Origin of the sequence: Phenylobacterium sp. (genome assembly GCF_036963605.1) — a bacterium.
Classification (GTDB): Bacteria; Pseudomonadota; Alphaproteobacteria; order Caulobacterales; family Caulobacteraceae; genus Phenylobacterium.
In genome coordinates, this window is record NZ_JBALUY010000040.1 from 17,920 (window position 1) to 31,010 (window position 13,091).

Genomic DNA, 13,091 nt, shown 5'->3' on the forward strand with positions numbered 1-13,091 from the left:
GTCCGTCGACAACCAAGGCGACCTTCCATGAATATGCTCCGCCCCCTCTCGGGCCTCCTTCTCTGCACCACGGCGCTGATGGCGCCGGCGGTGGTATCCGCCCAGGCCGCCTCTGACGGGGCCGAGGTTCAGGAACTGGTTGTTCGCGGCCGCTACATCCCTGAAGTGATGCGCGAGACGGCCGAGGTCGCCTCGATCGTCACCGCCGACGACCTGGTCCGCCAGGGCGACGGCACCGCGGCCGAGGCCCTGACCCGCCTGACCGGCCTCAGCGTGGTCGGCGGTCGGTTCGTCTACGTCCGTGGTCTCGGCGAGCGCTACTCCTCGGCGCTGCTGAACGGCTCGCCGCTCCCCAGCCCCGAGCCGCTGCAGCGGGTGGTGCCGCTCGACCTCTTCCCCAGCGGCATTCTGGCCAGCGTGAACGTCCAGAAGACCTATTCGGCCAACTATCCGGGCGAGTTCGGCGGCGGCGTCATCGACCTGCGCACCGTCGGCGTGCCGGACGAGCCCTTCCTGGCGCTCAGCTTCAGCCTCGGCGCCAATGACGAGACCTCGCTCAAGCAGGGCCTGACCTATTTCGGCGGCGAGTCCGATCTCACCGGCTTTGACGACGGCACCCGTGATGTCCCGGCCGCCATCGCCGCTGGCATCGCCACGGGTGAACGGATCGACCAGAGCAATTTCGACGCAGCCACCCTGGCGACCATGGGGCGCAGCTTCCAGAACGCCAATGTCCGCCTGCTGCAGTCCACCAACGACGTGCCGATCAATGGCAGCTTCGGCCTCTCCGCCGGCTCGCGCTGGAACTACGACTGGGGTTCGCTGGGCGTCATCGCCGTCGGCGGCTACGACCGCAGCTGGGAGACCAAGCGCGCAGTCCAGCAGGCCGGCGTGGTCAGCCTTGGCGGCCTGTCGATCACCGAGGACCTGATCTCCAACTCGACCGAAATGGATGTCGAGTGGCATGGCCTGGGCAGCCTCGCCCTCGACCTCGACGATCACAAGTTCCAGTGGACCAACTTCTACGTCCGCAACGTCACCAAGGAAGCCCGCTCGGTTGAGGGCGAAAGCACGCTTTCCAGCAACTTCATCCGGGACGACTACACCGCCTGGTACGAGCGCGAGCTGTTCAACAGCCAGCTGACCGGCGAGCACACCTTTGGGGATCTGGAAATCGACTGGCGCGGGTCTTATGCCCAGACCCGTCGTGATGCGCCCTATGAGACGCAGACCCGCTATCGCCGGATCGCCGACACTTTTTATCATAACCCCCAGTCGGACGCGAATTTCATCCGGTTCAGCGAGCTGGAAGACACCACCTACGGGGCCGGCGTCGATGTTCGCTATCGCCTCGACAATCCGCTGATCGTCGATCTGACGGTGTCCGGCGGTTACGCCTTCTACGAGAATGAGCGCGACTCCGTGACCCGGGTCTTCCGCTTCACCATGGACCAGACCCCGTCGCTGGCCTTCCAGCAGCAGCGGATCGACTTCCTCTATTCGGACTACAATATCGGTCCCAACGGCCTCTTCCTCCGGGAAGTGACGGGCTCGGAAGGCGCGGCCGCCTATGAGGCCAAGCTGACCACCAATGCGGTCTATGTGCAGGCCGAAGGCGAAGTCCTCCCCGCCGTGCGCGCCAGCCTTGGCGTGCGCTACGAGGAAGCCGAGCAGTTCGTCCGGGCGCTGGATCTCTTCTCGGCCAACCAGCCGCTGGGCGTCGAGCTGAACAACGACTATGTCCTGCCCGCCGCCACGGTCACCTGGAACTTCGCCGAGGACCAGCAGCTCCGGTTCGGGGCGTCGAAGACCATCGCCCGTCCGCAGTTCCGCGAACAGGCGCCGCAGCTCTATCTCGACCCGGAATCGGACCGCACCTTCATCGGCAACCCGTACCTGGTGGACAGCGAGCTGCTGAACCTGGACATCCGCTACGAGCGCTATTTCGAGCGGGGCCAGTTCGCCACCATCGGCGCCTTCTACAAGGACATCGACAAGCCGATCGAGTCGATCGTCAACGAGACCGGCGGCGGCCTGCAGCAGACCTTCCTGAACGCGCCCAAGGCCGTGCTCTACGGGGTCGAGGCCGAGTTTAAGAAGTTCTTCGAACCCCAGTTCGGCATGAACTGGGTGGACGACAAGCGCTGGCTGATCGGCGCCAACTACACCTGGACCAAGGCCGAAGTGCAGGTGGACGAGGGCGATATCGTCTTCCCGCTCACGGGCCTGGGCCAGCCGGCGCCGGCCGAGAACTTCGTGATCGACGGCAGCCGACTGCAGGGCACGTCGGAGCACATCGCCAACCTCCAGTTCGGCTTCGAAAGCCTGGACGGCGCCACCCAGGCAACCATCCTGGCCAACTACGCCAGCGAGCGGACTACCGCCCGCGGCGGGGCCGGCGCGGCGGACTTCCTGCAGGAGCCCGGTGTCACCCTGGATTTCAACTTCCGCCAGAAGTTCCAAATCTGGGGCCCGGAATTCACCCTTGGCCTCGAGGCCCGCAACCTGCTGGGCGAGGAGTTCGACGAATTCCAGACCCAGGGCGGCGACAAGGTGATCCTGAACAACTACGAGCTTGGCCGCAGCTACTCGGTCAGCCTCTCGACCCGCTTCTGACGACAGGGCGAAGGCGGCCAGCGGTCGCCTTCGCCTGATCGAACGGGCCTGCGGCAAAGCGTCATCAAACCCCGGCGCTGTCACGGACCTGTCATCGAAAGTTTACATGAAGGCCCCGACGGGCATGCGGCCGCCGGCCCAGCCCACCATCCCAGGGACTTCGGAGATTCTCCTGTGAACCTTGCCGCCGTTCGTCACGGCGTCGCCTTGCAGCCCCGCACCCTCCTGGGGCTGGTGGAGATCGCCCTCGTTCTCCTGCTCGCCGTGCAGGCTGCGCGGCTGGTCTGGATTGTCGTCGCACCGCCCGCCGGTCCCTTCGGCGTCGCGCCGACGAGCGGGGCAGACGCCTCCGCCCAGACCGAAATCCTGGCCCGGTTCGATCCCTTTTTCCGCCTGGGCGGGCCGTCAGACGCCCCCGTGACGACGGGCTCCGATCTTCAGCTCTATGGATTGCGCGCGGGCGGGGCGAGCGCCTCGGCCATTCTCGGCCCCCCCGGCGGCGCCCAGACCCTCTATTTCATCGGCGAGCAGGGGCCTGACGGGATTACCCTGGTCGAGGTGGCTGACGATCATGTGGTGGTGCGCCAGGGCGCCAATCGTCGTCGCATCGGCTTCCCAACGCCGAGCGGCGGCGCCTATGTTCCGCCGACCCCATCCTCGCCCGTCGCCGCCGCCTCGGAGGCAGCGCCGGACTATACCGGCGCCCAGCTCATGGCGGCGCTGGCCCTGGCGCCGCGGATGCGCGAGGGCCGGTCGGCCGGCTATACGGTCACGCCCCGGGGCGCCCAGGGGGCGGCCATCCTCGCCCGGGCCGGCCTTCAGCCCGGCGACGTCCTGCTCACCATCGACGGCTCGGAGCTCAACGGCGAGCGGATGAGCGAACTGCCCCAGATTCTCGCCGCCGCCACCCATGTGGACCTGAGCTATGAGCGCGGCGGCCAGGTCATGAACACTCGACTGCGGATGGCTGCCCCGTGAAGAGACTGATCGCCCTCGCCATCCTTCTGGCCGCCGGCGCGAGCCTCGGGCCGGCGCCCGCAGCCTATGCGCAGCAGCAGACCCTGAACCTGCAGGACGCCGATATCCGCGTCTTCATCCAGGACGTCGCCCGGGCCACCGGCCAGACCTTCATCATCGACCCGCGGGTCCAGGGGAAGGTCAGCATCAGCAGCAACGAGCCCCTCTCGCGCAACGAGCTGTTCGAGGTCATGCTCTCGACCCTGCGCGCTAACGGCCTGGTGGCCGTGCCGGCTGGGGCCGGGGTCTATCGCATCACGCCCGAGGAGGGCGCGGCGGCCCAACCCTCCAGCCTCAGCGGCGGAGGCGGCTATGGCTTCTCCACGCAGGTCTTCCGGCTGCGGAATATCGACGCCGTCTCGGCCGCCGAAACCCTAAAGCCCCTGATCGGGCGCCAGGGCGTGATCATGCCGAGCCCGCGGGGCAACCTGCTGGTGGTCGCCGACTATGCCGACAACCTGGCCCGCATCCGCAGCCTGCTGGGCCAGGTGGACCAGGACCGCACCCTGACCGAAACCGTCACCTTGCGCTCCAGCTCGGCCCGGGAGATCGCCAGCGTGGTCAACCAGGTGCTCAATCCCCCCGGCGCCGATCCGGGCGCCCGCAACGGCATCGTCTCCCTGGTGGTGGTGGAGAGCAGCAATTCCCTGATCCTGCGCGGCGAGCCCGAGGCCGTCCGCCCGCTTCTGGACCTGGTGCGCGATCTCGACAACCGGGCCGAAACCAGCGGCGACGTACGGGTGATCAACCTGCAGCACGCCAATGCTGAACAGCTCGTGCCGGTGCTGCAGCAACTGGTCGGTCAGACCCCGACCCAGGGCGGCAACGACGAGGCCGCGACCACGCCCACGGCCGCCGCTGGCGACCAGACCGCGACGGCGGGCGGGGGCGGACGCCGCGCCAATATCGCGCGCTATCCCGGCGCCAACGCCATCGTCATCGCCGCCGATCCCGACACCCAGCGGGTGCTGGGCGAGGTGATCCGCCAGCTCGACACCCGCCGCCGCCAGGTGCTGGTGGAGGCCGTTGTGGTGGAGCTGTCCGACAACGCCGCCCAGCAGCTGGGCGTCCAGTTCGCCCTGGCCGGGATCAACGGCTCCAGCATCCCGTTCTCGGCCACCAACTATTCCAACGCCGCGCCGAACCTCCTGGCCCTGGCCGGGGCGGCGGCCGGTGAGGCGAACCTGCCCGAGGATTCCGCGGCTCTCGCAGCCCTGCGCCAGACGGCCATGGACTCCCTGCTGGGCGCCCGGGGCATGATCACCGGCGGCTATGGCCGCAGCGGCGACGCCCTGTTCGGTTTCATCATCAATGCGGTGAAGAACGACACCACCTCGAACCTGCTCTCCACCCCCTCGGTGATGACCCTGGACAACCAGGAGGCCACCATCCTGGTGGGCCAGGAGATTCCGATCACCACCGGCGAGGTGCTCGGCGACTCCAACAGCAACCCGTTCCGCACCGTCCAGCGGCAGGATGTGGGTATCCAGCTGGACGTGAAGCCGCAGATCAACGCCGGGGGGGCCATCACGCTGTTCCTGCGCCAGGAGGTCTCCAGCATCGCCGGGCCGGTGAGCGAGGACTATAACGAGCTGATCCTCGACAAGCGCTCCATCGAGACCACCGTGGCGGTGGATGACGGCGCCATTGTCGTCCTGGGCGGCCTGCTGGACCGCAATGAGCGCACCACCGTCGAGCGCACGCCGATCCTGGGGGACATCCCGGTGGTGGGCAATCTGTTCAAGGCGACCTCGCGCCAGAACGTCCAGCGCAACCTGATGGTCTTCATCCGCCCGACGATCATCGAAAGCGCCGCCGACGCCCAGGCCCTGACCGCGCCGCGCTACGCCTATATCCGCGACCGGGAACTGGCCCGCAGCCCCGACGGCCTGAGCAATCTCGACGCCCTGGTCCGCGACTACATGCAGGCCGAGCCGATCACGGCCCTGCCGCCTCCGCCTCCGCCTCCGCCGCCCTCGCCGGGCCTCTAAGATGGAAACCGCCGGTCCGCCCCTGCTGCCCTATGGATTCGCCAAGCGCCACGGCGTCGTGCTGCTGGGCGTGGACGAGGTCGCCCATGTGGGCCTGCGCGACGGCGCCGATCCCCTGGCCCTGGTGGAGGCGCGCCGCGCCCTGGGCCGCGCCCTGAAGGTCCACGCCCTGCCGCGGGCGGAGTTCGAGCGGCGCCTGTCGGAGGCCTATGCCGATGACGGCCTGTCGGCGGGCGGCCCTGACGATCTCGACATGCCCGGCGGCCTCGACAGCCTGGCCGAGGATATCCCTGCGGCCGCCGACTTGCTCGACAGCCAGGACGACGCCCCGATCATCCGCCTGATCAATGGCGTCATCGCCGAGGCCATCCGCCGCGGCGCGTCGGACGTCCATGTGGAGCCCTTCGAAACCGCCCTGATCATCCGGCTGCGGATCGATGGCGTCCTGCGCGAGGTGCTCAGTCTATCGCACCGGCTGAGTCCGCTGATCGTCAGCCGCATCAAGGTCATGGCGCGCCTGGATATCGCCGAGCGGCGCATCCCCCAGGACGGCCGCATCTCCCTGGCGCTGGGCGGCCGCAGCCTGGACGTGCGGGTTTCCACCCTGCCGTCCCGGGCCGGCGAGCGGGTGGTGATGCGGATCCTCGACCAGGAACAGGCCGGCATCCCCTTGCCGGAACTGGGCATGCGCCCCGCCGTCCTCTCGGCCTTCCAGCGGGCCCTGGCCGAACCCAATGGGGTGATCCTGGTCACCGGGCCCACCGGTTCGGGCAAGACCACCAGCCTCTATGCGGGCCTCAGCCTGCTGAACGACGCCAGCCGCAATATCCTGACCATCGAGGACCCGGTGGAATACGCCGTGCCCGGAGTCGGCCAGACCCAGGTCAACGCCAAGGTGGGCATGACCTTCGCCGCCGGCCTGCGGGCCATCCTGCGCCAGGACCCGGACGTGGTCATGGTCGGCGAAATCCGCGACGTGGAGACCGCCCAGATCGCCGTCCAGGCCAGCCTCACTGGCCACCTGGTGCTCTCCACGGTCCACACCAATGACGCGGCAGGCGCCGTGACCCGCCTGCGCGACATGGGGGTCGAGCCCTTCCTGCTGGCCTCGACCGTGCGGCTGATCGTGGCCCAGCGCCTGGTCCGCCGGCTCTGCCCGACCTGCCGCCGGCCCGAGCCCGCCGATGAGGCGACGGCCCGCCAGGCCGGCGTGGCCGAGGGCCAGGTCCTCTATCGCGCCCAGGGCTGCGCCGACTGCGGCCAGACCGGCTATGTGGGTCGGGTGGGCATCTATGAGGCCATCTGGGTCGACGACCATGTGCGACGCCTGATCGGCGAGAACGCCGACGAGGCGGCTATCGCTGCGGCCGGCGTGGCCTCGGGCGGCGGCAGTCTTTCGGCCGAGGCGCATGCATGCGTCATCGAAGGCCTGACGACCGTGGAAGAGGCCATGCGGGTCACGCGCCAGGAAGGCGGCGGTCATGGCCAGCTTTGACTATGTCGCCCTGGATCTGGCCGGCCGCACCCGCACCGGCCACCTGACCGCGGCTGACGAGATCGCCGCCCGCGAGGTCCTGGAGCGCCGCCGTCTCGCCGCCATCCGTCTCTCGCCGGGCAAGGCCAAGGCGGGCTCGGCGGGCCTGTTCGGCGGCCGCCTGGACGCCCGGTCCCTGGCCCTGGTCACCCGGCAGCTCGCGACGCTGGTGGCCGTCGCGCCGCTGGAAGAGGCCCTGCGCACCATCGCCGTACAGGCCGAGAAGCCTGCGGTGCGCACCGCTCTGATGGGCGTGCACGGAGGGGTGCTGGAGGGCTATCGTCTGTCGGACGCCATGGCGCGCCAAGGCCGAGCCTTTCCGCCCCTCTATCGGGCCATGGTCGCCGCCGGTGAAGGCTCCGGCGCCCTGCCGTCGATCCTGGAACGCCTGGCTGACCTACTGGAGCGGGACCAGCAGGCCCAGAGCAAGGTGACCGCCGCCCTGGTCTATCCGGCCGTGCTGGCCGCCACCGCCCTGCTGGTGGTCCTGGCCCTGATGACTTTCGTGGTGCCCAAGGTCGTCGACCAGTTCGAGTCCATGGGCCAGACCCTGCCCCTGCTGACGCGGCTGGTGATCGGAACGTCGGATGCGATCCGCAGCTATGGCCTGGTCATGCTGCTGGTCCTGGTGGTCGCAGGCTTCCTGGCGGCGCGTGCGCTTCGGCAACCAGACATCCGGATGAAGGCCGACGCGCTGATGCTGCGCCTGCCGATCCTGGGCCGCCTGACCCGCGACCTGCATGCCGCAAGGCTGGCCCGCACGCTTTCGACCATGATCGCCAGCGGCCTGCCGATCCTCGAGGGCCTGCAGATCACCGCGCCTACCATCCACAACCACGTCCTGCGCCAGGCGACGACGGACATGGCCGAGATGATCCGCGAGGGCGGGGCGCTGTCCTCGGCCATGCGCAAGGTGGCGGTCTTCCCGCCGCTGCTCGTCTATATGACCGCCAGCGGCGAAAACAGCGGCCGGGTCGAGCTGATGCTGGGCCGGGCGGCGGAGTATATGGAGCGCGAGTTCGCCACCTTCACCGCCGTGGCGCTCAGCCTGCTGGAGCCGGCGATCATCATTCTCATGGGCGGACTGGTGGCGGTCATCGTCCTGTCCATCCTGCTGCCCATCCTGCAGATCAACACCCTGGCCCTGGGCTAGGGGACCAGAGCGTTCGAAGGAGCCCTCATGACCCGACGCAAGATGCGCCCCCGTCCGGCCTCCGAGGCCGGCTTCACCCTGGTGGAGCTGATGGTCGTGGTCGTCATCCTGGGCCTGCTGGCCACGGTGGTGATGATCAATGTGCTGCCCAGCCAGGACCGCGCCATGCGGGAAAAGACCAAGGCCGACATCTCCACCCTGGAGCAGGCGGTGGAGACCTACCGACTGGAAATGCTGGCCTATCCCACCACGGCGCAGGGCCTGGCGGCCCTGACCCAGCTTCCGGCCGGCGTTCCCCGGGCCGATCGCTATCGGGACGGGGGCTATATCCGCCGCCTGCCCGACGATCCCTGGGGCAATCCCTATCAGTACGCCTATCCCGGCGAGCGGGGCCGGTTCGATGTCTATTCCTTCGGCGCCGACGGGGCCAAGGGCGGCGAAGGCGAGGATGCGGACATCGGCAACTGGAACTGAGGCCGTCCCCGGGACGCGCCGCCGCGCTGAGGCCGGCTTCACCCTGGTGGAGCTGATGGTGGTGCTTGTCATCCTGGGCCTGATGGGCGCCGCGGTGGTGATGACCGCCCCGGACGGCCGGGGCGAGGTGCGCCGCGAGGCCGAGGCGCTCGCCGGGCGCTTCGCCCGGGCGCGGGAGGAATCCCTGCTGACCAACCGCGCCGTGGAGGTTCGCCTGGACGCGGACGGCTACGACTTCCGCGTCCTTCGCGGGGGCCAGTGGGCGCCGCTGGAGGCTGCGCCCTTCGAAGCCCACGCCTGGCCCGTGGGCCTGGACGCGCGTCTGCAGGCTGCGCCGGGCCGCGACGCCGTGCGGTTCGATCCCACCGGCTCGGCCGAACCGGCCAAGGTGACCCTGTCGCGTGCCGACCAGCAGATGACGATCAGCGTCGATGTGACCGGCGAGGTGCGGCTCGATGCGCCGGCCGGCTGAACAGGGCTTCACCCTCATCGAGCTGCTGGTCGCCCTGGCGGTTTTCAGCCTGGTGGTGCTCGCGCTCCTGAACCTGGCGGGGGAAAACACCCGCACGGCCCAGCTGCTGCAGACCCGCACCCTGGCGGCCATGGTGGCGGAGAACGCCGCCGTCGAGGCCCTGATCTCGCCCGAACCGCCGACCCTGGGCGATGCCGAGGGCCAGGTCCAGCTCGGCGGTGAGGACTGGATCTGGCGTCGCATCACCGCGCCTGCCGACCAGGGTCTGTTGCGCATCGACATCCAGGTCCGCGGCGTCAGCGAACCCCGCACCGTGGCCGAGGTCACCGTCTTCCGGGGGGGCGCATGAAGGGCTTCACCCTGGTGGAGATGCTGGTGGCCCTGCTGGTCTTCAGCCTGCTCTCGGCCGCCGGTGTGGCGGTGCTCGGCTTCGCCGCGGACAACCGCGCCGTGGTGCGCGAACGGATGGATGAAATCGCCGCCCTGCAGAGCGCGCGCGCCCTGATTAAGACCGATCTGGAGCAGATCGCCGACCGCCGCACGCGCGCCGACGGGGGCGTGCCCAGCCGGAGCCTCTCAGGCGGCGAGAGCGACGCTGCGCCGGTGCTGGCCTTCACCCGCCGCGGCTGGGACAATCCCGACGCCGCGCCGCGGGCGGCGATGCAATATGTGGAATACCGCCTGGTGGAGGACCGCCTGGAGCGGCGCGCCCGTCCGGCCCTCGATGGCGCCGCCCTGGGCGAACCCCAGGTGCTGTTGCGCGGGGTGAGGGGCCTTGTGGTGGCCTTCTACGCCCGCGGATCCTGGGCGCCGGCCTGGGCGCCGAGCGCCGACCGTCCCCTGCCGCAGGCGGTCCGCCTGCAGCTGGACCTGGAGTCCTTCGGCGAGGTGACCCAGCTGATCCTGTTGCCGGATGGCGGCGCATGATCCGGCGCCTCACCAAGCCCTCCGAGCGCGGCGTCGCCCTGCTGACCGTCCTGCTGCTGGTGGCGGTGCTGGCCACGCTGGCCGCCGTGGTGCTCGACGATATCCGATTTGGCATCCGGCGAGCCGCCAACGCCGAGGCCGTGGGCCAGGCCCGCTGGTACGCCCTGGGCGCCGAGACCCTGGCTGCCGGACAGATCAGCCAGCTGGTGCGGGCGTCGGACCGGGTCACCCTGGACGGCGGCTGGCACGACCGGCCCTTCAGCTTCCCGGTGGAGAATGGCCTGATCCAGAGCCGGATCACCGACGGCGCCGCCTGCTTCAACCTGAACAGCGTGGTTCAGGGGGCGGGCGATGTCCTTAGCCGGCGCGACCCCGGCGTCGCCCAGTTCAACGCCTTGCTGGGCGCTCTCAACTTCGCCCCCCGGGAGGCCGAGATGCTGGGCGCGGCCCTCACCGATTGGGTCGACAGCGACGGGGTGCGCGAGAGCGGCGGCGCCGAGGACGAGGCCTATCTGGCCGGATCACCGGCCTATCGAACCGGCGGGACCCTGCTGGCCGAGGTCAGTGAGTTGCGGGCCATCCGCGGCTTCACGCCGGCGGTCTATGCCCGCCTTCGGCCCTATGTGTGCGCCCTGCCGACCAACGACCTATCGCCGATCAATGTGAACACCATCACGCCGGACAAGGCCCTGCTGATCACCATGCTGACGGAAGGCGAGGTGAGTCCGGAGCTTGCCCAGCGCGTGATCGCCGCGCGGCCGGCCGGCGGCTGGAGCGCGTCTGAGTTCTTGCAGTTGCCGGCCATAGTCGAGGCCGGCCTTGCCGATCCCAGCCAGGTCAAGGCCACCACCGACTACTTCACCCTGCAGACGCAGGTGGACTATCTCGACGCTGAGGTGGTCGCCAGCGGCCTGTTCGAGGTCGATTCCACCGACCAGGTCCGCCTGGTCGCCCGCCGATGGACATACGACGAATGAACCGAACCCGCATCGTCCTCGCCGGCGCGGCGCCCGACGCCGAGCCAACCTATCTGATCCTCGACGAGCTGGGCTCGGTGGTGGGGCGCGGCATCCTGCCAGTGCAGGAGGCCTCGGCCCTCACGCCCATGCGCAATGTGCTGGTGATCCCCGGCGCCGAGGTCCTGGTCCGCTGGGCGCCGATCAAGGCCGCCTCGGAGGCCCAGGCGAGGGGCGCGGCCCTGGCCCTGCTGGAAGACCAGATGACCAGTGCGGTGGGCGCCCATGTGGCCCTGTCGCCGCCCGAGGCTGACGGTCATCGCCTGATCGTCGCGCTTTCGGCCGCGCGGATGCAGGCCTGGCTGGACCACGCCGCCCTGCATGGGGTCGCCCCCGATCTGGTCATCCCCGACTGCCTGGCCTTGCCCGAGCCGCCAGATGATCCCGACGGGGTCCCGGTGATCATCACAGCAGCGTTCGGCGCCCTGACCGCCGTGCGGGGTCAGCGGCTGGCCTTCACCGGCGAGCCGGATCTGGTGGCCGCCATTGTTGGCGAGCGTCCGGCGCAGACCCTGGCCGGCCCCGCCCTGGAGCGCGCCCTGGCCGACATGGCGGTCAGTCCCGCGGTCAACCTGCTGCAGGGCGAGTTTGACCCCGCCCGCCGCGAGCCCCTGGGCCGGCAGGACCTGCGCCGGGCCGCGATCCTGGCGCTCGCGCTCCTGATCAGCCCGCTGATCCTCTGGGGCGCCCAGGCCGGCGTCGACCACATGCGCGCCCGTCAGGCCGAGGCGAGGGCCGAGGCCAAGGTCGCCGCCATCCTGCCGCAGGGGACGCCGGTCACCGACCCGGCCGTCCAGGCCCAGGCGCAATTGGACGCCCTGGCCCTGGTCTCCGGCGGCGGCGCCAGCGGCCTGGCGGCGCAATTGTTCGCCGCCGTCGAGCCCATGGACCAGGTCCAGGTGGAAAGCCTGATCATCATGCCTGACGGCACAGCGCGCGCCGCCATCAGTCATGCGGCCTATTCGGACGGCGAAGGCCTGGCTCAGGCCCTGAACGCCTCTGGCCTTTCCGTGCAGGTTGAAGGCTCGCGGGAAGAGGGCGGGCGGGTGATCAGCGACGTCATTCTGGGAGCACGGTGATGGTGGACTGGTGGACGACGCGTAGCCGGCGCGAGCAGATTCTCCTGGGCGCGCTCGCCGGGCTGCTCCTGATCTTCATCCTGTGGTTTGGCGTGGCATCGCCCCTGCGCGGCGCGGCGCGGGACGCAGAAGATCATTTGGCCCGCGCCCTGGCCGATGAGGCCGTGGTGGACGCCGCGGTGACCGAGATCGCCCGCCTGGGCGAAGCTGCGCCTGCGCCCACACGCTCGGCGCCGGTCGAGCAGCTGGTGGCCGACACCGCCGCCGCGGCCGGCCTGGAGGTGGTGCGGATCGAGGCCGGTGGGGACGGCGGCGTCCAGGCGGTGGTCATGGGGCCAAGCGCCTCGGTCATGCCCTGGATCGCCCTCTTGCTGGCCGAGCACGCCATCGCCGCCCGTCACCTGACGGTGCTGAAGGGCGATGTGGGCCAGCTGGACGTGGATGCGACCTTCGCTCCGGTGACCCCATGAGGGCCGCTCCACCAAACCTGCCGCTTGTGGCCCCGGCCCTGGGGGCGGTGTTCGGTCTGGCGACGCTGCTGGTCCTCCTGGCCGTGGCGCCTCTGAGCCTTGTCGTGGGGGATCGCGCCGCCAAGGCTGGCCTGAGCGCCACTGAAGTCTCGGGGACCGTCTGGCGGGGACGCCTGGCGGACGCCGCCTATCGGGGCCTTCGGCTCGGCGAGGTCCGCCTTGGGGTGAGCCCGCTGTCGCTGCTGGCGGGGCGGCCGCGGCTGGGCTTCAAGGGTGAGGCCGCTGCGGGCGCGGCGCGGCTTGGCCGCGGCGCCGTGGAGTAGATCGACGTGGACGCCGTCC

General features: G+C 69.9%; 13 protein-coding genes. All 13 read left to right on the forward strand.

Features of this window, described 5'->3' with window-relative positions; translation table 11 throughout:
• Nucleotides 1-27 precede the first annotated feature (27 nt).
• Entirely contained in the window at nt 28-2,616 is a 2,589-nt protein-coding gene (locus tag V7702_RS09370; RefSeq protein WP_335649847.1) for a TonB-dependent receptor domain-containing protein, read from the forward strand.
• A 174-nt stretch (nt 2,617-2,790) separates the two neighbouring features.
• A complete protein-coding gene (locus V7702_RS09375) occupies nt 2,791-3,594 on the forward strand; it encodes a type II secretion system protein N (RefSeq protein WP_335649848.1) in 804 nt (267 codons plus the stop codon).
• Nucleotides 3,591-5,624: a type II secretion system secretin GspD gene (gene gspD, locus V7702_RS09380; RefSeq protein ID WP_335649849.1), complete on the forward strand. Its 2,034-nt coding sequence runs from the start codon at nt 3,591-3,593 to the stop codon at nt 5,622-5,624. The genes V7702_RS09375 and gspD overlap by 4 nt, the downstream gene beginning before the upstream one ends.
• A gap of 1 nt (nt 5,625) precedes the next feature.
• Nucleotides 5,626-7,119: a type II secretion system ATPase GspE gene (gspE, locus tag V7702_RS09385; RefSeq protein WP_335649850.1), complete on the forward strand. Its 1,494-nt coding sequence runs from the start codon at nt 5,626-5,628 to the stop codon at nt 7,117-7,119.
• Nucleotides 7,106-8,311, forward strand: coding sequence for a type II secretion system inner membrane protein GspF (gspF, locus tag V7702_RS09390; protein ID WP_335649851.1), 1,206 nt, complete (start codon nt 7,106-7,108; stop codon nt 8,309-8,311). Before gspE ends, gspF begins: the two co-directional genes overlap by 14 nt.
• A 27-nt stretch (nt 8,312-8,338) precedes the next feature.
• The gene (gene gspG / locus V7702_RS09395; RefSeq protein ID WP_335649852.1) at nt 8,339-8,785 is read left to right on the forward strand and encodes a type II secretion system major pseudopilin GspG; all 447 of its coding nucleotides are present in this window, start codon (nt 8,339-8,341) and stop codon (nt 8,783-8,785) included.
• Entirely contained in the window at nt 8,760-9,257 is a 498-nt protein-coding gene (gene gspH / locus V7702_RS09400) for a type II secretion system minor pseudopilin GspH (RefSeq protein ID WP_335649853.1), read from the forward strand. Before gspG ends, gspH begins: the two co-directional genes overlap by 26 nt.
• Complete coding sequence (gspI, locus tag V7702_RS09405; protein WP_335649854.1) at nt 9,241-9,606, forward strand: type II secretion system minor pseudopilin GspI; 366 nt, start codon at nt 9,241-9,243, stop codon at nt 9,604-9,606. The genes gspH and gspI overlap by 17 nt, the downstream gene beginning before the upstream one ends.
• Nucleotides 9,603-10,184 carry a type II secretion system minor pseudopilin GspJ gene (gspJ, locus tag V7702_RS09410; protein ID WP_335649855.1) on the forward strand — a complete coding sequence of 194 codons (582 nt, stop codon included), beginning with the start codon at nt 9,603-9,605 and terminating at the stop codon, nt 10,182-10,184. The genes gspI and gspJ overlap by 4 nt, the downstream gene beginning before the upstream one ends.
• The gene (gspK, locus tag V7702_RS09415; protein WP_335649856.1) at nt 10,181-11,161 is read left to right on the forward strand and encodes a type II secretion system minor pseudopilin GspK; all 981 of its coding nucleotides are present in this window, start codon (nt 10,181-10,183) and stop codon (nt 11,159-11,161) included. Before gspJ ends, gspK begins: the two co-directional genes overlap by 4 nt.
• Nucleotides 11,158-12,279: a type II secretion system protein GspL gene (gene gspL, locus V7702_RS09420; RefSeq protein WP_335649857.1), complete on the forward strand. Its 1,122-nt coding sequence runs from the start codon at nt 11,158-11,160 to the stop codon at nt 12,277-12,279. Before gspK ends, gspL begins: the two co-directional genes overlap by 4 nt.
• Nucleotides 12,279-12,749 carry a type II secretion system protein GspM gene (gene gspM, locus V7702_RS09425; RefSeq protein WP_335649858.1) on the forward strand — a complete coding sequence of 157 codons (471 nt, stop codon included), beginning with the start codon at nt 12,279-12,281 and terminating at the stop codon, nt 12,747-12,749. Before gspL ends, gspM begins: the two co-directional genes overlap by 1 nt.
• Complete coding sequence (gene gspN / locus V7702_RS09430; RefSeq protein ID WP_335649859.1) at nt 12,746-13,072, forward strand: type II secretion system protein N; 327 nt, start codon at nt 12,746-12,748, stop codon at nt 13,070-13,072. Before gspM ends, gspN begins: the two co-directional genes overlap by 4 nt.
• The last annotated feature ends 19 nt before the right edge of the window (nt 13,073-13,091 follow it).